At 67.8% G+C, this 24,516-nt stretch carries 17 protein-coding genes; 7 read left to right on the top strand and 10 right to left on the bottom strand.

Translation table 11 applies throughout. The annotated features are described in order from the left end of the window. Nucleotides 1-5: 5 nt before the first annotated feature. Nucleotides 6-1,775 (bottom strand): EAL domain-containing protein, encoded by a 1,770-nt coding sequence (locus tag QTH86_RS06015; RefSeq protein ID WP_286645578.1) that lies wholly within the window; start codon nt 1,773-1,775, stop codon nt 6-8. A 122-nt stretch (nt 1,776-1,897) separates the two neighbouring features. Beyond that, nucleotides 1,898-3,694 (bottom strand): bifunctional metallophosphatase/5'-nucleotidase, encoded by a 1,797-nt coding sequence (locus QTH86_RS06010; RefSeq protein WP_286646754.1) that lies wholly within the window; start codon nt 3,692-3,694, stop codon nt 1,898-1,900. 129 nt (nt 3,695-3,823) lie between these two features. Here QTH86_RS06010 and QTH86_RS06005 point away from each other — a divergent pair, with 129 nt between their 5' ends. Next, entirely contained in the window at nt 3,824-5,716 is a 1,893-nt protein-coding gene (locus QTH86_RS06005) for an alkaline phosphatase D family protein (RefSeq protein WP_286645579.1), read from the top strand. A 17-nt stretch (nt 5,717-5,733) separates the two neighbouring features. Here QTH86_RS06005 and QTH86_RS06000 read toward each other — a convergent pair whose 3' ends face one another. Beyond that, nucleotides 5,734-6,726 (bottom strand): SLAC1 anion channel family protein, encoded by a 993-nt coding sequence (locus QTH86_RS06000; protein ID WP_444813791.1) that lies wholly within the window; start codon nt 6,724-6,726, stop codon nt 5,734-5,736. 123 nt (nt 6,727-6,849) lie between these two features. On the opposite strand from QTH86_RS06000, the gene QTH86_RS05995 reads away from it, so the two are divergent. Beyond that, nucleotides 6,850-7,803 (top strand): GlxA family transcriptional regulator, encoded by a 954-nt coding sequence (locus QTH86_RS05995; RefSeq protein ID WP_286645581.1) that lies wholly within the window; start codon nt 6,850-6,852, stop codon nt 7,801-7,803. A gap of 33 nt (nt 7,804-7,836) precedes the next feature. Here QTH86_RS05995 and QTH86_RS05990 read toward each other — a convergent pair whose 3' ends face one another. From QTH86_RS05990 to QTH86_RS05980, 3 genes are read right to left on the bottom strand one after another with little or no spacing between them, the layout of a single operon-like run. Further along, entirely contained in the window at nt 7,837-8,133 is a 297-nt protein-coding gene (locus QTH86_RS05990; protein ID WP_286645582.1) for a putative quinol monooxygenase, read from the bottom strand. A gap of 41 nt (nt 8,134-8,174) precedes the next feature. Next, nucleotides 8,175-8,471 carry a YciI family protein gene (locus QTH86_RS05985; protein ID WP_286645583.1) on the bottom strand — a complete coding sequence of 99 codons (297 nt, stop codon included), beginning with the start codon at nt 8,469-8,471 and terminating at the stop codon, nt 8,175-8,177. Nucleotides 8,472-8,488: 17 nt separating this feature from the next. After that, on the bottom strand, nt 8,489-9,295 hold the full coding sequence (locus QTH86_RS05980) for an SDR family oxidoreductase (protein WP_286645584.1): 807 nt from the start codon (nt 9,293-9,295) through the stop codon (nt 8,489-8,491). A gap of 196 nt (nt 9,296-9,491) precedes the next feature. Between QTH86_RS05980 and QTH86_RS05975 the strand changes: the two genes are divergently transcribed. Next, a complete protein-coding gene (locus tag QTH86_RS05975) occupies nt 9,492-10,553 on the top strand; it encodes an AraC family transcriptional regulator (protein ID WP_286645585.1) in 1,062 nt (353 codons plus the stop codon). A gap of 61 nt (nt 10,554-10,614) precedes the next feature. Here the strand turns inward: QTH86_RS05975 and QTH86_RS05970 are convergent, their stop codons facing one another. Both QTH86_RS05970 and QTH86_RS05965 read right to left on the bottom strand, forming a co-directional pair. Further along, nucleotides 10,615-11,955, bottom strand: coding sequence for a sulfatase family protein (locus QTH86_RS05970; protein WP_286645586.1), 1,341 nt, complete (start codon nt 11,953-11,955; stop codon nt 10,615-10,617). Nucleotides 11,956-11,972: 17 nt separating this feature from the next. Further along, nucleotides 11,973-12,980, bottom strand: coding sequence for a Bug family tripartite tricarboxylate transporter substrate binding protein (locus QTH86_RS05965; protein WP_286645587.1), 1,008 nt, complete (start codon nt 12,978-12,980; stop codon nt 11,973-11,975). 125 nt (nt 12,981-13,105) lie between these two features. Here QTH86_RS05965 and QTH86_RS05960 point away from each other — a divergent pair, with 125 nt between their 5' ends. Further along, a complete protein-coding gene (locus QTH86_RS05960; RefSeq protein ID WP_286645588.1) occupies nt 13,106-13,684 on the top strand; it encodes a MarR family winged helix-turn-helix transcriptional regulator in 579 nt (192 codons plus the stop codon). Further along, nucleotides 13,650-14,135 (top strand): GNAT family N-acetyltransferase, encoded by a 486-nt coding sequence (locus QTH86_RS05955; RefSeq protein ID WP_286645589.1) that lies wholly within the window; start codon nt 13,650-13,652, stop codon nt 14,133-14,135. Before QTH86_RS05960 ends, QTH86_RS05955 begins: the two co-directional genes overlap by 35 nt. Before the next feature lie 48 nt (nt 14,136-14,183). Here the strand turns inward: QTH86_RS05955 and QTH86_RS05950 are convergent, their stop codons facing one another. After that, entirely contained in the window at nt 14,184-14,951 is a 768-nt protein-coding gene (locus QTH86_RS05950) for a histidine kinase (RefSeq protein WP_286645590.1), read from the bottom strand. Nucleotides 14,952-15,120: 169 nt separating this feature from the next. Here QTH86_RS05950 and katG point away from each other — a divergent pair, with 169 nt between their 5' ends. Beyond that, entirely contained in the window at nt 15,121-17,373 is a 2,253-nt protein-coding gene (gene katG, locus QTH86_RS05945; protein WP_286645591.1) for a catalase/peroxidase HPI, read from the top strand. Between the two features lie 301 nt (nt 17,374-17,674). Here katG and QTH86_RS05940 read toward each other — a convergent pair whose 3' ends face one another. Beyond that, nucleotides 17,675-19,798 (bottom strand): GmrSD restriction endonuclease domain-containing protein, encoded by a 2,124-nt coding sequence (locus QTH86_RS05940; RefSeq protein WP_286645592.1) that lies wholly within the window; start codon nt 19,796-19,798, stop codon nt 17,675-17,677. A gap of 330 nt (nt 19,799-20,128) precedes the next feature. On the opposite strand from QTH86_RS05940, the gene QTH86_RS05935 reads away from it, so the two are divergent. Further along, on the top strand, nt 20,129-24,514 hold the full coding sequence (locus QTH86_RS05935; RefSeq protein ID WP_286645593.1) for a DEAD/DEAH box helicase: 4,386 nt from the start codon (nt 20,129-20,131) through the stop codon (nt 24,512-24,514). Nucleotides 24,515-24,516: the final 2 nt, after the last annotated feature.

The following is a 24,516-nucleotide window of genomic DNA, read 5'->3' as shown; positions in this document are numbered from 1 at the left end:
GCCCCTCAATCGGCGACACGCCGTACCCACAGGCCGTTCGGCGCCTGCTTGGCGGCATGCTTGGCCTGCGCCGCTTCGCTGGCGATGCCTTCGGCGTCCTGGGCGGTGCCGTGCACCACGCACACGGCACCGATGGACAGCGAGGTGAGCGGCGTGAAACGCAGCACCCCGTAGCGATCCTCCGCCTCGATGCCGCCGGCCTGTTGCGCCGAATCGTCGTAGAGGGCACGCGCGCCGAGGTTGAAGGCTTCGATCAGCCGTTCGCAACGCGCCTGCCAGTCCGAACTCTGAAAGAGGATCAGAAAATCGTCGCCCCCGATGTGCCCGACGAAATCCACATGCGGATCGGCGTGCGAGACGGCCAGCCGGGCGAGCAGACGGATCATCTCGTCGCCGCGCCAGTAGCCGAAGCGGTCGTTGAAGACCTTGAAGTTGTTGAGATCGGCGTAGCAGGCCACGAAGCCGACGCCGCCCTCCAGCAGCCGCTCGATGTGGAGGCTGATGGGAATGTTGCCCGGCAGAAAGGTCAGCGGATTCGCATGCCGCGCGGCTTCCACGCGTGCTTCCGTCACGGCGCGCACCAGCTGGTCGCCGGTGCCGAGCCCGACGTACCGGGTTCTCTCCGTGACGATGAAGCCTTCGCGAAGGTAGGCCTGGTCGTCCGACGTCAGGATGCCGACGAGACGCTCGACGCTGTCGTCGAGCTCGACGATGCGCGGCTTCGAGTTGCCGTACGACAGGCAGGGCCGCCGCCCATGCACCTCGCGAAAGTAGAGGCGGGCATAGTCGTTCATGAACGACTGCCGATTGATCAACGCGACCGGCCGCCCGTCGTCGACGACCGCGAGCGCATGCAGGTCGGGGCGGGCTTGAAAGATCACGGAGACCTCGTCGATCGGCGTTCGCGGCCCGAGCGCCGGTGCGTCGATGACGGCGAGGCCGCGCAGCACGTCGGGTTGCGCCTGGCGCCCGGCATGCGGCACCACGGCGATCCGCGGGTCGCGGATCGCCGTGCCGACCACCGCCGGAATCGCCTGCCGCAACGCCCGCTGCGGGCGGCCGAAGAGGTAGCCCTGGCCGAGCTCCACGCCGAGTTCGCGCAGGATGCCCATGTCGCGGGCGTCCTCCACACCTTCAGCCACCAGCATCGTGCCGAAGGTCTGGGCAAGACGCGCGAAGGTGCGCACCAGGTCGACGCGTTGCGGCTGGCTGGCGATCCCTTGCACGAAGAACTTGTCGATCTTCACGAATTCCGGCTGCAGGTCGGTCCATCGACGCAGGTTCGAATGCCCCTCGCCGAAGTCGTCCAGCGCGACGCGCGCACCCGCCGCGCGCAGCCTGTTGACGGCCTGCCGCACCCCCTCGGCGGGGGCATGCGCCGGGCTCTCGGTGAGTTCCACGATGATCGACCGGGCGTCGAGGGCGTGGTGCGCCATCGCGTCGTCGAACCAGGAGCGACCCGCCTCGTCGGCGGCCATCGCTTCGACCAGCGCGTCGGCGCTCATGTTGATGAAGAGCTGTCCCGGCGACGCGATGCGCTGCCACTGCGCCAGGATCGTCTGCACGCAGTGCATCTCGAACCCGGTCAGGAACGACGCGGCCGACGCCCACGCCAGGAGCGCGAGCGGTTCGTGCAGCGGCGTGTCGGCGGGGCCGCGTATCAACGCTTCATGGCCGAGGACCGTGCCTTCGCGCAGATGCACGATGGGCTGGAACACGGCATGGAGCGCCGGGACGCCCGCCTCGTGCACGGGGGCGCTTTGGGAGTTATTCATTCATCGTTGCGGCGAGCGTGCTGATCGACGCAGCTTGAACGATGTGTGTGACAGCGGACTGCATGCCTGCGCGCACAGGCCCGCTGCCACAGCAGGGCGGTAAGTAGGGCCGTCAGGCCCGGCTACAGCGCCGTGATGCGGTTCGTGGCCGGTGGCACCAGCGGGTCGTTGGCCTTGATGTAGGCCTCCAGCGCGTCGATGTCCTGGTCGCCGCCCAGCGTGTTCGTGCCCTGATTGAACACGGTGAAGTTGTCGCCGCCGGTTGCCAGGAAGCTGTTCATCGTCACGCGGTAGGCGGTGGCGTCGGCCATTGGCACGCCGCCCAGTGCCATCGCCGTGATCCGGGAGCCGGCGGCCGCCGCCAGGTTGTACGTGTACGTGAAGCCGGCCGAGGGCAGCAGCACCCGCGGCGCGGCGACGGTGTTGCTGCCGCTGTTGAACTGCTGCTCCAGCAGCGCGCGAATCTGCGCGCCGGTCATCGTCTTCACCACCAGGCTGTTGCCGAAGGGCTGCACGCTGAAGAGCTGGCCGTAGGTCACGCTGCCGTCGGCCGCGGGCACCAGGTCGGCACGCACGCCGCCCGGGTTCATGAAGGCGATCTGCGCGCCGCCCTTGCCGGCGGGCGCGGTGGCGGCCAGTTGCGCATCGGCGATCAGGTTGCCCATCACGTTCTCGCGCGAGGGTGCGTTGGTGCGCGTGGCGGGGCCGGTCAGCTTGCCCACCACGCGCTGCACCAGCGGTGCGGCGACCGCCTGGTATTGGGTGACGAGCGCGGCGATCTCGGTGTTCTTGTCGAATTTCGGGTACTGGTCGGTCAGCGCCACCGTGGTCGCGCCGCTGGTGTACGCCTCGCCCTGCACGATCACGTTGTCGGCCGTCTTGGCCGTGACCTTGCGCGTGGCGGTGTCGACGGTCAGGTCGATGTCCGTCACCAGCGTGCCGTACTGGCCGGCGCTCGTCAGCAGGAAGGGCTTGGCGGCGTTGGTCTTGGCGTAGTCGCAGACGTAGGCGCGGTGCGTGTGGCCCGAGACGACCACGTCGACGCTGGCGTCCAGCCGGTTCAGGATGGGCAGCAGGTCGCCGCTCAGCCCGGTGCAGCTCTTGTCGTTGTAGCCCACGGTCGTGGTGGCGCCTTCGTGCACCACCACCACGATCACGTCGGCGCCCTGCGCGCGCAGGCCGGGGATCAGCGCGTTGGCCGTGTCGGCCTCGTCCTTGAACGTCAGGCCCGCCACGCCCGACGGCGTGACGATGCTCGGCGTGCCCTTGAGCGTCATGCCGATGAAGCCGACCTTCACCGTCGCGCCGCCCTGCGTGAAGGTCTTCATGCCCGTGGCCGGGAACAGCGTGGCGCCGTCGGCCTTCACCGTGTTCGCCGCGAGGAAGCCGAAGTTGGCGCCGGGGAAGGCCTTGTTGACCTGGCACGGCTCCAGCGCCGTGTTCTTGGCGCAGCCGCCGTTCTTCATGCGCAGCAGCTCGGTCTGGCCCTTGTCGAACTCGTGGTTGCCGACGGCGTTGAAGTCGATCTTCATCAGGTTGACCGCCTCGATGGTCGGCTCGTCGAGGAAGAGGGCCGACACCAGCGGCGACGCGCCGATCATGTCGCCCGCCGACACCACCGCGTGGTTCGGGTTCTTCGCCCGCAACGACGCGATGGCCGACGCCAGGTAGGCCGCGCCGCCGGCCGGCACCGCCACCGTGCCGCCGGCGGAAGAGGGCGCGGTGATCGAGGTCTTCGGCGGCTCGAGGTTGCCGTGCAGGTCGTTGAAGGCGATGAGCTTGATGGCTATCGTGGCCGGCACCGTGGGTGCCGGCGTGGTGGGCGGCGGTGCCGTGGCCACGTCGTCGTCGCCCCCGCCGCAGGCGGCCACCGACAGGGTCAAAAGGATGCTGGCCAGCAGCAGTCGATTTCGGTGCATGTCCATCGCAGCCTCCTCGGGTGTTGGATGGGGCGGATGCTAGGCAGGGGGCATGACGCAACCGTGACGGATTTCACGGCCGCGTCATGCGCGCTGGCTTCAATCGTCGTTCCCCACCGGAGCCTCTGAATGACAACACGCTACATCCCGCCCGCACCGCAGCCCGATACCGCCACCGATCCGCGCGAGGTCGCCAACCGCCGCCGGCGCGACTTCCTCGACTTCCTGGTCAAGTCCTCGTCCAGCGCGGTCGCGCTCGCGGCGGTCGGCTCGCTCGCGGCCTGCGGCGGTGGCGGGAGCGACTCCACGCCCGCCCCGGCACCTGCACCGGCCCCGCCGGCTGCCACGCCCGCGGCCTTCGCCTTCGGTGTGGCCAGCGGCGACCCGCTGACCGACCGGGTGATCCTCTGGGCGCATGCCAAGGTGCCCGACAGCACGGCCGATGTCGCACTGACCTGGGACGTGGCGAACGATGCGGCCTTCAAGTCGATCGTGCGCAGCGGCACCGTCACCGCGACGGCCGACGCGTCTTTCACGGCGAAGGTCGACGTCACCGGGCTCACGGCCGGCGCCAGCTACTTCTACCGCTTCCGCGATGCGACCGGCGCCACCTCGACCGTCGGCACCACGCGCACGCTGCCGGCGGCCGATGTCGCATCGGTCAAGTTCGCCGTCTTCTCGTGCACGCTGTACTCGGAAGGCTACTTCCACGCCTACGACGCGGCCGCCCAGTCCGACGCGCAGTACGCGCTGCACCTGGGCGACTACATCTACGAGTACGGCTCCGACCCCAAGAAGTACGGCAACAGCAGCATCCCGGGCAACCGCGTCGCGAGCCCTGCCAACGACATCGTGACGATGAACGACTACCGCACGCGCCATGCGCTGTACAAGTCGGACCTGAAGCTGCAGGCCGCGCATGCCCGCATGCCGTGGATCACCGTGTGGGACGACCACGAGACCGCCAACAACGGCTACGTCAACGGCGCCGAGAACCACGACCCGGCGACGCAGGGCGACTGGGTCACACGCAAGAACATCGCGGCCAAGGTCTATCACGAATGGATGCCGATCCGCACGCCCGACCCGGCCAACCTGCTGAAGATCTACCGCCGCTTCGACTTCGGCAGCCTCTTCACGCTGCACATGATCGACACCCGCCTGGAGGGCCGCGACCGGCAGTACGACAACTTCGGCGACGCCGACGGCGGCATCGCGCGCTACCTAGCGGGCATCACGCCCAACGCCAGCGGCATCCGCCCCGACGCCTCGCGCCAGATGATGAGCGCCGAGCAGCAGAACTGGCTCACCGCCGGCATGCAGGCGTCGAGCGCGACCTGGCAACTGCTGGGCAATCAGACCATCATGGCCCGCATGTGGCTACCGGGCTCGGTGCTGTCGACCGTGCTGGCCAGCCCCGCCACCGCGCCCGCGGCCATCAGCGCTTTCCTGACTGCCAAGGCCACCCGCGCGGCCGCCGGACCGGGTGCGCTCACGCCCACGCAGACCGCGCTGCTCGACCCCGCGACCAACCCGCGCCTGCCCTACAACCTCGATTCGTGGGATGGCTACCCGGCCCAGCGCGAAGCGATCCTGCAGACCGTCAAGACGCAGGGCAAGCGCCTGGTGACGCTCTCGGGCGACTCGCACAACGCGTGGTTCACCCAGCTCACCACGCTGGCCGGCGACAAGGTCGGCGTCGAGTTCGCGGGCACCTCGGTGACCTCGACCGGCTTCGAGAGCGCCGGCCTCGGCACGCTGGCCAGTTCCATCGACGGCAGCGCGCTGGTGCCCCAACTCGGCAATGCGGCCATCGGCGCCGGGCTTGGTCTGATCGACGACGTGAGCTACTGCGACACCACGCGCCGCGGCTACCTGGTGATGACCGTCACGGCGGCGCAGGTGAAGGGCGAGTACGTGTACGTGAGCAGCGTGAAGGAGACGACGTACACCGTGACGGTGGGGCGCACCATCACCGTCGCGGCCACTGCCGGCGGCACGGCGGTGCCGGTGATTGCCTGAGCCGGCACGCTGCGGCTTCAGGCCAGCAGCTTGCCGTTGAAAGCGATGCGCAGCGTCCGCACGGTGAGGACCGCCATGGCCAGGCTCAACAGGCCCAGCAGCGCGATGGCGATCACCCACAGCGGCAGGCTGCCACGCAGCTCCGCGTACCGCAGCGCGGCGTTGGCCAGTGCGGCGATCGGGAAGCCGATCGCCCACCACGCCGGTGAAAACGCGATGCCGCGCCGGAACACCTTCGGGGCCACCACGGCGAACATGAAGAGCGCGAAATAGAACAGCAGGGCCGCGAAGCGGTCGATGCCGCCGACCACGTTGGTGTAGGCGAGGAAGCCCACGGCGAAGGGCGCCACCAGGATCATCAGCGAGGGCGTCATGGCGGCCGGCAGGCGGTCGCGATGCACCAGCCGGCTGACGATCATCGCGAACAGCACGAGCGCCAGCATCGCGCCGACGGCGCTGGCCAGCAGGTTCATTTCAGCTGCCCAGGCCATCGGCATGTGCCCGCCGGTCACGGCGATGTCGAGCGTCGCCACACCGGGAATGAGCCAGGCCGGCACCGCATGCGACGCATCGACCTCGCCCTTGAGCAGGCGCGAGACGACGATGAAGCTGAGGATGACGGTGGCCGCCGCGCCCACGGTCCAGAGGATGCGCGCAGCGGCTTCGCTGTACGGCGCGACGACCGACGACAGCAGCAGGACCGCGATCACGATGGTGCCGAAGAAGCTGCCGGCCACCGGGTGATGGAACTCGGCATGCACGACCTCGGGGTGCCGCACCAGCTTCGTCAGGTACGCCGCGGCGAGCAGCAGGAAAACGCCCAGTGCGAGCGCGCCGACGGCCTCGCCGACGACCGCGGGCAGGCCCAGGCTCGTGTGCGCAACGCGCCAGGCGAGCGTGAGCCCCGACAGGCCCATGACCGACGCAAACAGGTTGACGGGCAGGTGGCGCAGGGACGCCTCGCCGCGCGGCGGCACGGCCGAGGGGGAGGCGGAAGACGACGAGGGCAGGGTCCGGGTTTGCACAGCGGTGCCTTTGGCTGGATTTGCAGAAGCGGCTAGTTTCTGCCAAGCTCGCGAGACCGTCTTGGGCATACGGCGGCATTTGCTGCCAATCACCGGGCCTTCTCCGCCATGCGCGTCGCCATCCTCGCGTTTCCCCGTTTCCAGCTGCTCGACGTTGCCGGGCCGGCGGATGTCTTCGTCGAGGCATCGCGCCAGCTCGGCCGGCCCTCGGCCTACCAGGTGCAGCTGATCGGCACCCGGCCGGGCTTGCTCCAGAGCAGCAGCGGGTTGCGGCTGGCGGCCGACGCCACCGTGGCCACGCACCGCGGGCGCATCGACACCTTGCTGGTCGCGGGCAGCCCGAAGCTCGACGACATGGCGAGCGATGCGCCGCTGCAGGACTGGCTGCGCCGCCAGGCGCGCAGCGTGCGGCGCTACGGCTCGGTCTGCACCGGCGCCTTCGTGCTGGCGGCCACCGGGCTGCTGGAAGGCAAGCGCGTCGCGACCCACTGGAATTCCGCGGCACGGCTCGCGGCCGCTTACCCGGGCACCTGCGTGGAAGCGGACGCGATCTATGTGCAGGACGGCAAGCTCTTCACCTCCGCCGGCGTGACGGCCGGCATGGACCTGGCGCTCGCGATGGTCGAAGCCGACCATGGCCGCGACCTCGCGCTGCGCGTGGCGCGCGAGCTGGTGATGTTCCTCAAGCGGCCCGGCGGACAGAGCCAGTTCAGTGCCCACCTGGCCGCACAGACCTCGGAACGCTCCGGCGTGCGCGACGTGCAGGACTACGTGCTGGCGCACCTCAGGGACGACCTGTCGGTGCCCGCGCTGGCGGCACGCGCCGGCATGAGCGAACGCAGCTTCGCGCGCATCTTCCGCAGCGAAGCCGGCACCACGCCGGCGGAGTTCGTCGAGAAGGCGCGCATCGATGCCGCGCGCCGCATGGCCGAGGAGTCCGACCTGCCCGCGAAGCGCCTGGCCGACGCGGTGGGCTATGCGAACGTCGATGCCTTTCGTCGCGCCTTCGGCCGGCGCCTGGGCGTGAGCCTGACGCAGTACCGAAAGCGTTTCGCGGGCTGAGCCCGCCTCGATCGAAGCTGCGTCGGTGCCCCATCAAATCTCAAGCGGCTCGCACACGACGCCGGTCAGGGCCGTTTTGAATCCCTGGGCGTCACGCTTCATCTGGGTCATCGAAGCTCCCTGCAGATGCGCCTGAAACGCCTCGTCGCTCGCATATACCTCGTAGAGCATCACGGTTTTCAAGTCGTCCTTGGGAACCAGAATCCGGAATTCCAGTGTTCCAGGTTCGGTCACCTTGCAACGCAGCGCATGGGCTTGAAGTGCCTGCAGATAGTCGCCGCGGTCGCCCTCGAGGACTTGAATGGTCGCAGCAACGGCAATGGTTTTCATGGTGTGTGCGTGCAGCGGCTCTGGGACATGTCGAATGGAGGTTAAAGACGCGTCGTCAGGTGCAGCATCGGATGGTGCTCGTAGTGGCCGATGCCGTTCTGGACGATGGGGTCCGCCGACGTGAGGGCATGGATGTCCTGGTCGTCAGCGAGCTGAAACAGCGACACGCCATAGCTGCCGGCCGGGTCCATCACCGGCCCGTGGGCGACGACCAGACCCTGCCCGAGGAGTTCGTTCAAGTAGTGGCCGTGCTGCTTCATCCATGATTGCTCGTCGGCCGACAGGGTCGCCAGAAAATCTGCGCGCGGCGGAATGAATTTGCAGAGGTAGTATTTCATCTCGATCCTCGATGGGTTCAGGCGGCTGATCTGACGCTTTTCATGATGGATTTTTCAAACATCTTCGGCATGTAGCTCTGCAGGAAGAGGATCACACCGGTCAACTTTCCCACCGGATTGCTGAACCGTGGTGCCGGGTCTTCGATCAACCTGGTGATCGTCTTGACGACAGTCTCGGGCGACTGCGCCTCGTCCAGCCCTTTTTGCGTCACCGCATCGGCTTGCCTGCGGTAGGTGTCGTAATCGGCGATACGGCTAATCTTGGAGGCAACCGCGTGGTTTCCGAGATTGGTCTTGAACCAGACCGGCTCGACCATGCTGACGTCGATGTTGAACGGCTCCAGTTCGAACCGCAAGGATTTGAAGTAGCCCTGGACCGCGTGCTTCGAGGCGGTGTAATACGACAGATTGGGCGGGCCGATCAAACCGACGATCGAACTGACCGTGATGATCTTCCCTTTCTTTTGCTTCCTGAAGATGGGCAGCATGGCGTTCGTGACCTTTACCGTGCCCCAGAAGTTGGTTTCGAATTGCTGGCGCCCCAGGTCCAGGGGCGTTTCTTCCGCAAGTCCTGTCACCATGTAGCCTGCGTTGTTGACCAGCACGTCCAGCTGGGGCGCATGCCGGGTCAGCGCATCGGCGAATGACTTGACGGAGCTGTCGTCATCAATGTCGAGCTGAAGCAATGTGAAGGGGACTTTGCTCGCGTGTTTTTCCGGCTCACGGCTGGTGCCGATGACATGGAAGCCTTGGTGGTGCAGATGGCTGGCCAGCAGCAGGCCGAAGCCCGACGATGCGCCGGTGATCAGAACTGTCTTTTTCATGGGTCTTTGCTCGTTGATGGCAGGGGTTGGTCGAAACCAGGCGCCCTTTGTTTGAACAATGGCAACTTTGCCCGGATTGAGCGCTCGCCACATCAGCCAACCGCGCCAATTCAATGGCAGAACGCGCCATTTCCGAGATGGCGGTGTGGCGGCATTTGCGATTGATGTGGCGTGATCGGCTCCCTAGACTGAGGGCATGGAATTAAAAAAAAACAGCGCGTACCAGCCGGCACGCCGGCGTGGCGCATCGGAGTACGCGGTCTGGCCCGGATGGCGGGTGTTGATGCAGGATGCCGGGCTCGCGACTTCACCCGTCTTGCGCCGGGCGCAGTTGCCGGGCGACCTGTTCACGCGCCAAAGCGTTCGTCTGGACACAGCGGCCTTTTTCCGGCTCTGGCGCGCCATCGACGCCGAGGCGGCCGCTGTCGATCCGACGCTGCCGGCGCCTCTGCAGATCGCGCGGGTGATGTCGTCCGATTGGTTCGACCCGGAGTTGTTCGCTGCGCTTTGCAGCGCAAACATGCGCGGCGCTGTGGATCGAATCTCCACCTATGTGAGGTTGATCGCGCCCATGGTCATCCGCATGACGGGCGCTGCAGACGAGACCACCGTTTCCATGGACTTCGTCGATCGCACCGAACCGCCGCCGACCGTCTTCCTGGCGTTCAAGCTGGTGTTCTTCGTCCAGCTGGCCCGATTGGCAACACGCAGCGCGATTCAGCCCTTGCGCGTGAGTTGGCCATCGCCGCCCAGTTCGGGCCGGGAGGCCTCGAACTACCAGGCCTTTTTCGGCGTTCCAGTGACCGACGCGCCCGTGGCGTGTGTGGTGTTTACGTCGGCAGACATCGAACGCCCGTTCCTGACCGAGAACCACAGGATGTGGTCGTTTTTCGAGCCCTCGTTGCGTCAGCGCCTGGCCGACCTCGATCGCAGCGCTCACATGGTCGACCGCGTTCGGAGCACGCTTATGGAGGCGCTTCCGGCCGGCGAAGTCTCCATGCGGGAGATCAGCCGAAAGTTGGCGATCAGCACCCGCACGCTGCAGCGTCGGCTGCAAGAGGAGGGGACATCGTTCCAGCAGACGCTGGACACGCTGCGCAGTTCGCTGGCACACCACTACCTGCGCCACACTGAAATGTCCAGCGCCGAAATATCGTTTCTTCTGGGATTCGAAGACGCGAATTCCTTTGCCCGGGCCTTTCATGCGTGGACCGGCAGGACGCCACAGGCGGTGCGTACCGACACAGCACCGGTGTGAGGTCGGTCGGCGCCAAGGCGATGCCGGTGATCGACTGAGCCCAGGCAGGCTCAGCCGGCCTTCAGCGCTGCGGCATGTCCTTCACCGAATAGCCCAGGCTGATCGTCGCGTCGGCCGGGATCGGCGGCATCGTGGCGTTCCACGCCTCCCAGTCGGCGCGCATGCGGGCCAGGCGTTCGGGCTCTTTCTTGCCGAGGTTGGCGCGCTCGCGCTCGTCGGCGGAGAGGTCGAAGAGGTAGTCGTTGCCGTCCACGCGCAGGTACTTCCAGTCGCCGTCGCGCATCGCCTGCTGGCCGCGGTGGTTCATGCGCCAGTGCAGCGGCCGGTCGAAGCGGTGGCCGGCATCGCGCAGCACCGGCATCAGCGACACACCGTCGAGCGGGTAGGCCGCATCGGCCGACACGCCCGCCGCGTCGAGCATCGTGGCCGACCAGTCCATCGTCATGCACAGCTGCGGGCTCTCGCCGCCGGGCGCGATCACGGCGGGCCAGTGCGCGATCCACGGCACGCGGATGCCGCCTTCGGTCAGGTCCATCTTGCCGCCCACCAGCGGCCAGTTGTCGGAGAAGCGTTCGCCGCCGTTGTCGCTGGTGAAGACGACCAGCGTGTTGTCGGCCAATCCATGCGCCTCGAGCGCCGCCATCAGGCGCCCGATGCCTTCGTCCATGTGATGGATCATGCGGCGGTACACATGGATGTTGCCGCCGGCCAGGTCGAACAGGTTGTCCTTCACGGCCGGCGCCTTGGCCGCATCGTCGCGCGTCTCCCACGGCCAGTGCGGCGCGGTGTAGTGCAGGCTCAGGAAGAAAGGCTTCGCATCGTCGGCCGGCTGCTGCGCCATGCGGTCGACGTAGTCGACGGCGCGCTGCGAGAGCAGGTCGGTGAGGTAGCCCTCGGCCTGCGTTTCCTCGTCGCCGAGCCACAGGTCGTGCGTGCCGCGCGAATCGCAATGGGTGAAGTAGTCGACGCCGCCCGACAGCGGCCCGAAGAACTCTTCGTAGCCCGAACGCAGCGGCCCGAAGTGCGGCGGGTAGCCCAGGTGCCACTTGCCGATCAGCGCCGTGCGGTAGCCGCTGTCGCGCAGCAGCGAAGGCAGCGTGGGGTGCGCCGGCGGCAGGCCCAGCGCGGTGCTGCCGCGGCTGTCGCTGCGGATGGGTTCCTCGGCGGCGCCACGCAGCCGGTACTGGTAGCGGCCGGTGATCATCGCGAAGCGCGTCGGCGAGCACACGGGCGAGTTCGCATAGCCCTGCGTCAGCTTTAGCCCCTTGGCGGCCAGACCGTCGAGCACCGGCGAGACCGGCCCGAAGACCGCGTCACGCCCGCCGTAGCAGCCGAGGTCGGCAAAGCCGAGGTCGTCGGCGACGATGAAGACGATGTTGGGGCGTTTCGATGGCGTTGTCATTCGGTGTCCGTCCTCGATCAAGGCTGGTAGCCGGACTTCTGCACCACCGGCGCCCACTGCGCGCGGTAGGCCTTCAGCATCGCCACGGTCTGCGCCTGTGTGCTGACCACCGGCGTCATGAGCGAATCCTTGAAGCGGCGCGTCGTGTCCGGGTCCTGCATCACCGCGTGGATCGCGCTGGCCAGCCGCTCGACCTTGTCCTTGGGCATGCTGGCCGGCGCGAAGAAGGTGTTCCAGCCGGTGGCCGACAGGTCGAGGCCGGCTTCCTTGAAGGTCGGGATCTTCGGCGCGAAGGCCGAGCGCTGCGCGCCCGACAGCGCGAGGATGCGCAGCTTGCCGGCATCGTGCTGCGGCAGCACCACGTCGGCCGTGTCGACCGCCACCGGCACCTGCCCGCCGAGCAGGTCGTTCAGCAGCGGCGCCGAGCCGCGGTAGCCCACCACCTGCGTCGGCACCTTCGCCTTCTCGCCGACCATCAGCGCGAAGAAGTGCGGCAGGCTGCCGGTGGCCGGCACGCCGACGTTGGCCTGCGTCGGGTTGGCGCGCATCCAGGCCAGCAGGTGGCTCAGCTCGCGCACCGGCAGCGTGGGCGACACGGCCAGCGCGAAGTCGTAGTCGTTGACGTGCGACACCGGCACGAAGTCGCGCTCGGGGTCGTAGTTGTTGTCCTTGAAGACCAGCGGCGCGACGACCATCACCGCCGGGTTGGCCAGCATCAGCACGTTCTGGTTGGCGGGCGTGGCCTTGACCTGCTGGGCCGCGAGCCGGCCACCGGCACCGGGCTTGTTGTCGACCACCACCGGCACGCCTAGGCGCGTGGCGAGCTTGTCGCCCACGATGCGCGCGACCCGGTCGGTGGCGCCGCCGGGTGCGTAGCCGACCACGATGCGCAGCGGGCTGTCGAGCTGCGGCTGGGCCTGTGCGTGCGCGCCCGGCAGGGCGGCGGCGAGGACACCGGCCACCGCGGCGAGGGTGGCGATGCGGCGGGTGAGCGGCCGGCACGGTTGTGAAGGGAAGGGCGTCATGGGGTCTCCAGGGGTGATGCGATGCGGCGTGGCGGGTGCGCGGCGGCTGCCGGCGATTCTGGTGAGGCTACAGTCGATTGATCAAATCAACCATTGTCCGGACTAACCCGGAGAGCCCCGCCCCCATGACCTTGCCACCCCGCGAACCGCTGGAGGCGTTGCTGCTGTACCGGCTCTCGCGCCTGGTCGTCGTCGCCGGCCGCATGGTCACGCGGCTGTGCGAAGGCCGCTTCGGCATCACGCGGCGCGAGTGGCGGCTGCTGGTCACGCTGGCGAGCCTGGGGGAACTGAGCTCGTCGCAGCTGGCCGAGCATGCGCAGCTCGACCGCGCCCGCACCTCGAAGGCCGTGGGCTCGCTGGTCGCCAAGGCCCTGATCTCGCGCCAGACCCGCGCCGGCGACCGCCGCCAGGTGGCGCTCGCGCTGACCGAGCGGGGCCGCGCACTGTACGACGAGCTGTTTCCGCTGGTGCGCGCGATCAACGCCGAACTGGGCACGGCGCTCGATGCGGAGGAGGCCACCCGCTTCGACGCGGCCCTGCGGCGCCTGCAGGCCCAGGCCGATCGCATGCTCGACACCGCGGTGCTGCCCAAGGCCGACCGCGGCCGGCGCGGTGCGGCGCCGCCCGTTGTATCGTCGTTGTCCAACTCGTCGACGGAGCCCCGCAGCCATGTTCTCGATCCGCAAAGCCACGCCAGCCGATGAAGAGGCCCTGTGGGGCATCCTCGAGCCCGTCATCCGCGCCGGCGAGACCTACGACTTTCCACGCGACACCGACCGCGCTTCCGCGCTGCACGCCTGGCTGGCCCCCGTCAACGAGTGCTTCGTTGCGCACGAGGGCGAGCGCGTGCTGGGCACCTACGTGCTCCACGCCAACCGCAACGGCGGCGGCGCGCATGTCGCGAACTGCGGCTACATGACGGCCGCCGATGCGCAGGGCCGCGGCGTCGCGCGCGCGTTGTGCGCGCATTCGCTCGACGCGGCGCGCGCGGCCGGCTTTCGCGCCATGCAGTTCAATTTCGTGGTCGCCAGCAACCATCGCGCGGTCGCGCTCTGGCACAGCATGGGCTTCGACACCGTGGGCCGCGTCCCCGAGGCCTTTCATCACCCGGTGCTCGGGTACACCGACGCGCTGGTGATGTACCGGCGGCTGTGAGGCCGTGAAGCGGTGAATGGGCAGGGCGCCCGGCCGCCTCGCCTGGGCTCAGGCCGCGCCCTGTGCGAGGGGCAGGCTCGCAAAGCTCGCGTCGATGGTCCGGTGGGAGTCGGTGTCACTCCTGATCTGCACCCGCCCGCCATGCGCCTGCGCGATGGCCTGCAGCATCAGCGTGCGGCGGCGGGCCTCGTCTTGCGCCTGACGCGCGACATGCGCGGTGGCCGGTGGCAGCGCCGCGCTTCGCGTGCCGTCGCCGTGCACGGCGATGCGGAAGCGGTCGCTCGCCACTTCGCTGATCACGATGACCAGGGCCGACGGCGCGCTGGCCGTGATCTCGTCGATCGCCAGGGCGATGAACCGCGCAATGCGCGACGGGTCGGCGGTGCAGTCGCCTTCGCCGAGCCGGTCGTGCTCGATCGCCGCCGCCGAACCCGGCAGGGCGTCGAGCGCCTGCCGCACTGCCGCGTGCAGGCCGAAGCGACGCGGGTGCAGCACCAGGTCGAGCCCCGACGCGAGGCGGCATGCGTCGGCCAGTTCGTCCGACAGGGCGTTGGCGCGCTGCGCCGCGCTGTCGATGTGCGCCAGCACCGCCGCGGCAGGGGCCGGCACCGTGCCGTCGGTGCGGTTCATCAACTCGACACCGATGCGGATGGCCGACAGCGAATTGCGCAGGTCGTGCACGGCGCGGTCGACCAGCCATCCGAAGGCGTCGGGCGCCGCGCCGGCACGCGCGCGGCGTGCCGCCTGTCGCACCCGGATGAAGGGCATGCCCGCAGGAAACCGAGCGTCGATGGGCGATGGCTTGGGGGCGGGCATCGCGATATGCTGACTGACGACCGGCCGTTTTAGCCGTCGCCTAAAGCCACAGCCTGTGTAGGCCGGCACCCTATCGGCCAGATTGAGAGTCCCTATTCGCCGGACCGCTCTTTCGAGACAACAATCGACACGTCTCTCGCCATAGCCAAAACCTAGAAGGAGTATCCCCATGAGCACGCAGACCAACGAAGCCAAATGCCCGTTCCACCAGGCCGCCGGCGCCGGCACCACCAACCGTGACTGGTGGCCCCAGCAACTGCGCGTGGACCTGCTGCACCAGCACTCGTCGAAGTCCGACCCCATGGGCGAAGCCTTCGACTACGCCGCCGAGTTCAAGAGCCTCGACCTGGCCGCGGTCAAGAAGGACCTCGCCGCGCTCATGACCGATTCGCAGGACTGGTGGCCGGCCGACTTCGGCCACTACGGCGGCCTCTTCGTGCGCATGGCCTGGCACAGCGCCGGCACCTACCGCATCGGCGACGGCCGGGGCGGGGCAGGGCGCGGCCAACAGCGCTTCGCGCCGCTCAACAGCTGGCCCGACAACGTGAGCCTCGACAAGGCGCGCCGCCTGCTGTGGCCGATCAAGCAGAAGTACGGCCGCAAGATCTCGTGGGCCGACCTGATCATCCTCACCGGCAACGTCGCCCTCGAAACCATGGGCTTCAAGACCTTCGGCTTCGCCGGCGGCCGTGCCGACGTGTGGGAACCCGACCAGGACGTGTACTGGGGCCGCGAGACCAAGTGGCTCGGCGGTGACGAGCGCTATTCGCAAGGCTCGCCCGGCGTCGACAAGGCCGGCGGCGTGCTCGTGAAGGACGACGACAGCAAGGCGCCCCACACCCGCGACCTCGAGAACCCGCTGGCTGCCGTGCAGATGGGCCTGATCTACGTCAACCCCGAAGGCCCGGACGGCAAGCCCGACCCCATCGCCTCGGCCCGCGACATCCGCGACACCTTCGCCCGCATGGCGATGGACGACGAGGAAACCGTGGCGCTCATCGCCGGCGGCCACACCTTCGGCAAGACCCACGGTGCCGGCCCTGCCGACAACGTGGCGGAAGAACCCGAAGCGGCCGGCCTGGAAGCGCAGGGCTTCGGCTGGAAGAACAAGTTCGGCACCGGCAAGGGCGCCGACACCATCACCAGCGGCCTCGAAGTGACCTGGACCACCACGCCCACGCAGTGGAGCAACGACTACTTCAAGCACCTGTTCGGCTTCGAGTGGGAACTGACCAAGAGCCCCGCCGGCGCGCACCAGTGGGTCGCCAAGGGCGCCGAAGCGACCATCCCGCATGCGCACGATCCGTCGAAGAAGCTGGTGCCGACCATGCTCACGTCCGACCTGGCGCTGCGCATGGACCCGGCCTACGAGAAGATCTCGCGCCGCTTCTTCGAGAACCCCGACCAGTTCGCCGACGCTTTCGCCCGCGCCTGGTTCAAGCTGACCCACCGCGACATGGGCCCGCGCGTGCGCTACCTCGGCCCTGAAGTGCCGGCCGAAGAACTCATCTGGCAAGACCCGCTGCCCGCCGTCGACCATGCACTGGTCGACGCCCAGGACATCGAGTCGCTCAAGAAGAAGGTGCTGGCGTCGGGCCTGACGACCGCGCAGCTGGTGTCGACCGCCTGGGCCTCGGCATCGACCTTCCGCGGCTCCGACAAGCGCGGCGGCGCCAACGGCGCGCGCATCCGCCTCGCGCCGCAGAAGGACTGGGCCGTCAACGAGCCCGCGCAGCTGGGCAAGGTGCTGTCGGTGCTCGAAGGCATACAGGCCGAGTTCAACGCGGCGCAGACCGGTGGCAAGAAGATCTCGCTCGCCGATCTCATCGTGCTGGCCGGCGGTGCCGCCGTCGAACAGGCCGCCCGCGACGGCGGCCGCGACGTCAAGGTGCCCTTCACCCCGGGCCGCGCCGACGCATCGCAGGAACAGACCGACGTGCATTCCTTCGCGCCGCTGGAGCCGGTCGCCGATGGCTTCCGTAACTACACCAAGGCGCAGTTCGCCGTGCCCGCCGAAGCGCTGCTCATCGACAAGGCGCAACTGCTGACGCTCACCGCGCCCGAGATGACCGTGCTGGTCGGCGGCCTGCGCGTGCTGGGCGCGAACACCGCGCAGCGCCAACACGGCGTCTTCACGCAGACGCCGGGCACGCTGAGCAACGACTTCTTCGTCAACCTGCTCGACATGGGCACGGCATGGACCTCGGTCAACGGCGCCGGCGAGCAGTTCGAAGGCCGCGACCGCAAGAGCGGCGAACTGAAGTGGACCGGCACGCGCGCCGACCTCGTGTTCGGATCGAACGCGCAACTGCGTGCGATCGCCGAGGTCTACGGCAGTGCGGACAGCCAGGCGAAGTTCGTGGATGACTTCGTGGCGGCTTGGGTCAAGGTGATGGAACTGGATCGGTTCGACATCGCCTGATCGTCGATGCCTGGAGCGCGCACCGGCTGGTTGCGCGCTCCACGGGCTTATTCTTCGCGACCATGTCTCCAGCCAACCTGATCACAGCGGTCGTTCGAACCCACCGGAAGCTTGTATTGACAGCTCGAGGATTCAGGCCCTAGGCCTCGGCCTTCTCGCCGAGTGTCACCAACTCAGGAAACATGGCCTTGAGCTTGGCGATCTCGTCGTCGATAAGGTCTGCGCTTTATGCTTTTGGCGAATGTGCTTCGATTTCTGGATGATCATGCGTGCGTCTTTGGATACTTGGTTCTGTGAGGACTCAGGCGTCTTGAGGGCCGCCCATCTGGCGGTCGAATGACTGGCGTATCAAGCCCATCACGTAGGGCAGTTCATCAGCAGTGCTTAGGCCGATCTCCACATCCCCATTGCCCCATCGGCCGATGTTGGAAACGTCGCGGCACAGGCCCTTTGGGTCTTCAATGTCGTCAACGCTCAGATTGAGCACTAGGAGTAGGCGCTTGGCTTGCGGCACCACATCCACAAAATTTGTTTCGGCTTTGTAGGCGACGTACAACTTCAAGAACTCTTCGCTGACGCACGGATCAAGTGCCAGGATCGACTTGCGCAAGGCTTCGAACAGCTCGCGCATCGGCCCGGCCACCAGATGCGCATGGTCTGCTATGCAGTATTGCTGGCCGAGTTTGGCTGCGGCGGGACTGTAGGCATCCAGCACGTCGTCTGTCAGTTGAGGGGCTCCCCATACCTTGGCTGCGTCTGCGGCCAGTCGGGCGGCACGATCTTTGATGGCCTCTTCGTTCCACTGGCTGACTTTGCCAAGCCCCAGGTTCAGCTTGAGTGGGCTGTGGGCGAAGCCAACGGGGTTGCCGTCTGCGTCGGTGACTTGGTCGCGCTTGTAGGCAAAAGGGCGATCGCTGTATTCGCTGTTGTAGCCGGTCAGCGTCAGGTTGCCCAATGTGTGCAGCCAGTCTTGCTGGATGCGCTGCCAGTCGGTGCCCAGCTCGGTTTGCCATTCCTTTGACAGGGCTTCGTTTTGCGGCAGGATGTGTTCAATGGTGTAGTCCTCCACCATCACCCGCTCTTTGCGCCTATGGTTTTCAAGGCGGCGCAGCCAGTAGCTGCGGCTGCGGAAGTTATAGAGGTCGCGCATCTTCACGTCGCGCTGAAACTCATCATCGCTGGGGAAGCGTCGGTATGAGGGCAGCATAAGGAATGCTGCCTGCACGCTCTCAAGGTATCGGTCCTTCTTGAGCGTGCGGCTGATGCCAGCGAACGTTTTGTTCAGCGAGTTGGTTGGAATGGCACAGATAGCGCGGCGGAACACATAGCTCTCCACCAATCGCACGATGCGCAGCACCTCTGCACTGGTCAGGCGCCCTTGTTTATAGTCGTGATAGACGTCGAGCAAGAAAGGGTAGGCAACATCCACTTTCAGCTCGCGCAAATCATGGAAGGCCTGTTTGAGCGCGGCATCGCTTTCTGTGCCCAATGCCATGGCGCAGTAGTAAGACGCATAGGCGTGAATGTCGGCCACCAAGTCGCTCGTGTCGCCTTTGAGCCCACGTGCAAAACTTTTGAACGCAACGTAGACCTCGCGCACGTTCGGAATCTCGCCAGTCTTGGCCGTCAAGTAATGGCGCATGAAGGCATCGAAGTGCACCACATAAGCCGCTTGGCCAAATGCCCGTTCCATGGGGCGCCAGTAGGTCTTGTACAGCTCGGTCTGTAGCTTGGGCTCAAGGCCCATCAAGATGAAGTTGCGTATGAGGTCCGCCTGGCTGAGTTCCAGCCCGGTGGAGTTCATGCTTTCAAAGATCAGCTGCGGGTTGTCTTGGGCACGGTCGAGCGACACATCCACGATCACCAGCTTGGCAAGGCCTTGGCAGATCGCTTCTAGCTCAGCTTGGTTGGCGCTGATCAGCTCTTGGAATAAGGCATAGTTTTCCGTGATGCGGCTGCTAGCCTCTGCGGGCATGGGTGTGTTTTGCAGGATCGCCAGCATCGTGTCCTTGTCGGTCTCAGACAGGATCAGCTTGAAGTGGCGTTCGCCATCTTCGTCCGGGTTCAGCAGGTAGTAATTTCGGAGCTTCTTGTTCGAGAAGGCTTCCAACAGCTCGCCCAGCCCTTGTTCCTCGAAGTGCTTTGCCAGCGCCGCAATTAGCAAGGTGCTGGTGGTCAAGCGCTGCTGGCCATCAATGACCAACAGAGCTTCTTGGCTTGTGACCGACGACAGGCCACGCTCAACGTAGACGATGGAGCCGATGAAGTGCGCTTGAACCTTCTGATCGCGGCCCGCACGCATCAGGTCGGCCCACAGCTGGCGGCACTGTCCCGCAGTCCACGAGTAGTTGCGCTGGTAGATTGGAATGACGAACTGAGGAGACTTCCTGAGGAATTTGAGCAGGTTCGCTTCTGTTGCTTTCACTTTTATCCTTAAAGACTGTTTGCTGCATGCTGGCGTTCGGCCATCAGTGCCGTGATTTCGAGATTGATTGCCACTCGGCGAGCCATCTGCGTTTCTTTGCTGGGGCTACACACAAGCGGTTGCTCTGAGCCTCCAGCTCATGGCGGCGTCGCAAGTCCGCGCGGGGTATTGGGGCCTCGCGCTCGAAGCAGTCGGCCGCCCAGTAATTCATAAGTGTTAAAAAATGTAGCGCATTTTTCCGTGATGGTCTACCGAGGGACATGTTGACGAGTTCACCGCCGACATCTCGACGCCTTGACGTCACCCACCACGCGCTGATGTGATGACCCCGTGCTGTCCGACCCCTTCCACCCCGCCGTCACTACCTGGTTCTCCCGAACCTTCCCCGCCCCCACACCTGCCCAATCCGCCGCGTGGCCGACCATCCGCGCCTGCCGTGACACCCTTGTCGCCGCGCCCACCGGCTCGGGCAAGACCCTCACCGCCTTCCTCGCCGCGCTCGACGATCTGGTCGTGCGGGGCCTCGCGCCGGGTGGTCTGCCGGATGAAACGGCGGTCGTCTATGTCTCGCCGCTCAAGGCGCTCTCCAACGACATCCGCCTGAACCTCGACGCGCCGCTGGCCGGCATTCGGGCGGAGCTGGCGGCGCTGGGGCTGCCCGATGTCGACATCCGCACGGCAGTGCGCACGGGCGACACGCCGCAGCGGGAGCGGCAGCAGAGCCTGCGCCGGCCGCCGCACATCCTGGTGACGACGCCGGAATCGCTCTACGTGCTGCTGGGCTCGGCGTCGGGCCGCAAGATGCTCGCGCCGGTGCGCAGCGTGATCGTTGACGAGATCCACGCCATCGCCGCGAGCAAGCGCGGCAGCCATCTGGCGCTGTCGCTGGAGCGGCTGCAGGCGCTGTGCATGGACGCGGGCGGCGCGCGGCCGGTGCGCATCGGTCTGTCGGCCACGCAGAAGCCGATCGACGAGGTGGCGCGCTTCCTGGTCGGTACGGGCGGGGTAAAGGCCGATGGCACGGCCGATTGCGCGATCGTCGACATCGGCTACGCCAAGCAGCGCGACCTGGCGCTGGAACTGCCGCCGACGCCGCTGGCGGCGGTGATGTCCAACGAGCAGTGGACGCAGGTGTATGCGCGGGTGGCCGAACTCGTTTGGCTGCACAAGACCACGCTGGTGTTCGTCAACACGCGCCGCATGGCCGAGCGCGCGGCGCGGCACCTGGGTGACATCCTCGGCAAGGAGGCGGTGGCGGCGCACCACGGCAGCCTCTCGAAAGAGACGCGGCTCGACGCCGAGCAGCGGCTCAAGCGCGGCGAGCTCAAGGTGCTGGTCGCGACCGCCTCGCTGGAGCTGGGGCTGGACATCGGCGACGTCGACCTGGTCTGCCAGCTCGGCTCGCCGCGTTCCATCGCGACCTTCCTGCAGCGGGCCGGGCGCTCGGGCCACGCGGTGGGCGGCGTGCCCAAGGCGCGGCTCTTTCCGCAGTCGCGCGACGAGCTGGTCGAATGCGCCGCGCTGCTCGACTGCATCCGCCGCGGCGAGCTCGACGCGCTGCGCGTGCTGCCCGCGCCGCTCGACGTGCTGGCCCAGCAGATCGTGGCCGAGACGGCGTGCCGCGAATGGCACGAAGACGATCTCTTCGCGCTGGTGCGCCGCGCCTGGCCCTATGCGCAACTGACGCATGCGCGCTTCATGGAAGTGGTGCGGATGGTGTCGGAAGGCTTCACCACGCGGCAGGGCCAGCGTGCGGGCTATGTGCATCGCGACGCCGTCAACCACCTGCTGCGCGAGCGCAAGGGCGCGCGCATGACGGCGCTGACCTCCGGCGGCACCATCCCCGAGACGGGCGACTACACGGTCATGCTGGAGCCGCAGGCCGACAAGATCGGCACGGTCAACGAAGACTTCGCAGTCGAGAGCCTGGCGGGCGACGTGTTCCAGCTGGGCAACACCAGCTACCGCATCCTGAAGATCGAGCCGGGCCGCGTGCGGGTGGAAGACGCGCAGGGGGCAGCGCCCAACATTCCCTTCTGGCTCGGCGAGGCGCCGGGACGGACGGACGAACTCTCCTTCGGCGTGTCGCGCCTGCGCGAGGAGGTGGGGGCGGTGCTGGCGCTGAGCGGCCGCGATGGCGCGATGGCCTTGCTGACGACGACGATGGGCCTGGCGGAAGAAGCCGCGCGCCAGATCGTCGAGCACCTCGCGCATGCGGCGGCCGTGCTCGGCACGCTGCCGACGCAGCACACCCTCGTGCTGGAGCGCTTCTTCGACGCCTCGGGCGGCATGCAGCTCGTCATCCATTCGCCCTTTGGCAGCCGGCTGAACCGCGCCTGGGGCCTGGCGCTGCGCAAGCGCTTCTGCCGCACTTTCAACTTCGAGCTGCAGGCCGCGGCGACCGAAGACGCGATCGTGCTGTCGCTGTCGACCAGCCACAGCTTTCCGCTCGACGAGGTGGCGCGCTACCTGCACTCCAACTCGGCCCTCGACGTGCTGGTGCAGGCGCTGCTCGACGCGCCGCTCTTTGGCGTGCGCTGGCGTTGGAACGCGACCACGGCGCTGGCGCTGCCGCGCTTCACCGGCGGGCGCAAGGTGGCGCCGCAGCTGCAGCGCATGCGCGCCGAAGACCTGCTGGCCGCGGTGTTCCCCGACCAGGTGGCTTGCCTGGAGAACATCGTCGGCGAGCGCGAGGTGCCCGAGCATCCGCTGGTCGCGCAGACGATGGACGATTGCCTGCACGACGCGATGGACGCCGACGGCTGGCTCGCGCTGCTGCGCCGCATGGAGTCCGGCGAGGTGCGCGTGCTGGCGCGCGACCTGCCCGGCCCGTCGCCGCTGGCGATGGAAGCGCTCAACGCGCGGCCCTACGCCTTTCTCGACGACGCGCCGCTGGAAGAGCGCCGCACGCAGGCCGTGCAGAACCGCCGCTACACCGACCCCGAGAGCGCCGACGACGTCGGCCAGCTCGACGCCGACGCCATCGCGAGCGTGCGCGACGAAGCCTGGCCGCAGCCGCGCAGCACGGATGAGATGCATGAGGCGCTGGGGATGCTCGGCGCGGTGAGCGATGACGAGGTGGCGGCGCAGGCGGATTGGAAGAAGTGGCTGACCGCGCTGGCCAAGGCCGGGCGCGCGACGCGCCTGCTGCTCGACGGCAAGGGCCGCAGCGCGCGCGGCGTGTGGGTGGCGGCCGAGCGCCTGCCGCTGCTGCAGGCCATCGCGCCCGATGCGCCGATGCAGCCCGCCATCACCGCCCCCGCCGATGCCGAGCGACCCGACGACCGCGACGCCGCGCTGCGCGAACTGCTGCGCTCGCGCCTCGGCGGGCTCGGCCCGGTCACGGTCAAGCAACTGGCTGCGCCGTTGTTCCTACCGGTCGCCGATGTCGAAGCCGCCTTGCTCGCGCTGCAGGCCGAAGGCAGCGTGCTGCAAGGCCGGTTCACGCCGGGCACCGAACACGTCGAATGGTGCGAGCGCCATCTGCTTGCGCGCATCCACCGCTACACGCTCAAGCGCCTGCGCCGCGAGATCGAGCCGGTGGAGCCGCGCGACTTCGTGCGCTTCCTGTTCGAGTGGCAGCACGTCGGCGCCGCATCGCGCGTGAGCGGGCCGGAGGCGCTGTCGGGCGTGCTCTCGCAGCTCGAAGGCTACGAGGCGCCCGCGCCGCTGTGGGAGGCGGAGGTGCTGCCCGCGCGCGTGACCGACTACGCGGGTGCGTGGCTCGACGACCTGTGCACGGCCGGCCGCGTGCTGTGGACGCGGCTGCGGCCGAACGCCGCATCGGTGGAAGGGCGCAAGGGCGCTGGCAGCCTGTCGCTGCATGCCACGCCGGTCGTGCTGTTGCCGCGCCGCAGCGCCGCGCTGTGGACGGCGCTGGCGCCCGCGCCCGCCGATGACGACAACCTCGGCTCGCGCGCATCCCGCGTGGCCGACCACCTGAAGCAGCACGGCGCCTGCTTCTTCGACGAGATCGCGGACGGCACGCGGCTGTTGCCGGTCGAGATCGAAGAGGCGCTGACCGAGCTGGTCGCGAAAGGCCGCGTGCGCTGCGACAGTTACGCCGGCCTGCGCGCCTTGCTGGTGCCGGCGTCGAAGCGCGCGTCGGCCGACACGCGCCGCCGCCGTCGCGTGCCGCTGTTCGGCATCGAGGATGCGGGGCGCTGGACGCTGGTGCGCCCGCCGTCGGCGAGTGAATCGGCCAACCCGGGCTCGGCCGAGGCCATCGAGCAGGTCGTGCATGTGCTGCTGCGCCGCTACGGCGTGATCTGCTGGCGCCTGCTGGAGCGCGAGCCCGCCTGGCTGCCACCGTGGCGCGACCTGGTGCGCGTGTGCCGTCGGCTGGAGGCGCGCGGCGAGATCCGTGGCGGGCGCTTCATCGCCGGCGTGTCGGGTGAGCAGTTCGCGCTGCCCGAGGCGGTGGCGTCGATGCGCCGCGTCCGGCGCGAGCCGCACGACGGCGCCTTCATCGCACTGGCCGCCAGCGACCCGGCGAATTTGCTGGGCACCATCGTCAACGGGCCGAAGGTGCCGCGCGTCGCCGGTTCGCGCGTGCTGTGGCGCGATGGCGTGCCGGTCGCGACCAGCATCGCGGGAGAGGTCGCGCTGCTCGAAACGCTCGATGGGGTAGAGACGCAGGCGGCGCGGCGCGCACTGGCGCTCGACCCGTCGTCGCGCGTCTTCGACAGCGCCGTGGCGCAGGCGCTCGGGGGCTAGCT

This window comes from Variovorax sp. J2L1-78 (genome assembly GCF_030317205.1).
GTDB lineage: Bacteria > Pseudomonadota > Gammaproteobacteria > Burkholderiales > Burkholderiaceae_C > Variovorax > Variovorax arabinosiphilus.
Note: the sequence above shows the minus strand (reverse complement) of the source record. Positions and strands in the feature narration are given on the sequence as shown.

Excerpts from the sequence above, each read along its gene's own strand:
- QTH86_RS05965 (WP_286645587.1), bottom strand. The coding sequence starts at position 12,980 with ATGACGCCCTTCCCTTCACAACCGTGCCGGCCGCTCACCCGCCGCATC.
- QTH86_RS05970 (WP_286645586.1), bottom strand. The coding sequence starts at position 11,955 with ATGACAACGCCATCGAAACGCCCCAACATCGTCTTCATCGTCGCCGAC.
- QTH86_RS05960 (WP_286645588.1), top strand. The coding sequence starts at position 13,106 with ATGACCTTGCCACCCCGCGAACCGCTGGAGGCGTTGCTGCTGTACCGG.
- QTH86_RS06010 (WP_286646754.1), bottom strand. The coding sequence starts at position 3,694 with ATGCACCGAAATCGACTGCTGCTGGCCAGCATCCTTTTGACCCTGTCG.
- QTH86_RS05990 (WP_286645582.1), bottom strand. The coding sequence starts at position 8,133 with ATGAAAACCATTGCCGTTGCTGCGACCATTCAAGTCCTCGAGGGCGAC.
- QTH86_RS05995 (WP_286645581.1), top strand. The coding sequence starts at position 6,850 with ATGCGCGTCGCCATCCTCGCGTTTCCCCGTTTCCAGCTGCTCGACGTT.
- QTH86_RS05955 (WP_286645589.1), top strand. The coding sequence starts at position 13,650 with ATGTTCTCGATCCGCAAAGCCACGCCAGCCGATGAAGAGGCCCTGTGG.
- QTH86_RS05985 (WP_286645583.1), bottom strand. The coding sequence starts at position 8,471 with ATGAAATACTACCTCTGCAAATTCATTCCGCCGCGCGCAGATTTTCTG.
- QTH86_RS05975 (WP_286645585.1), top strand. The coding sequence starts at position 9,492 with ATGGAATTAAAAAAAAACAGCGCGTACCAGCCGGCACGCCGGCGTGGC.
- QTH86_RS06015 (WP_286645578.1), bottom strand. The coding sequence starts at position 1,775 with ATGAATAACTCCCAAAGCGCCCCCGTGCACGAGGCGGGCGTCCCGGCG.
- QTH86_RS06005 (WP_286645579.1), top strand. The coding sequence starts at position 3,824 with ATGACAACACGCTACATCCCGCCCGCACCGCAGCCCGATACCGCCACC.
- katG (WP_286645591.1), top strand. The coding sequence starts at position 15,121 with ATGAGCACGCAGACCAACGAAGCCAAATGCCCGTTCCACCAGGCCGCC.
- QTH86_RS05950 (WP_286645590.1), bottom strand. The coding sequence starts at position 14,951 with ATGCCCGCCCCCAAGCCATCGCCCATCGACGCTCGGTTTCCTGCGGGC.
- QTH86_RS05980 (WP_286645584.1), bottom strand. The coding sequence starts at position 9,295 with ATGAAAAAGACAGTTCTGATCACCGGCGCATCGTCGGGCTTCGGCCTG.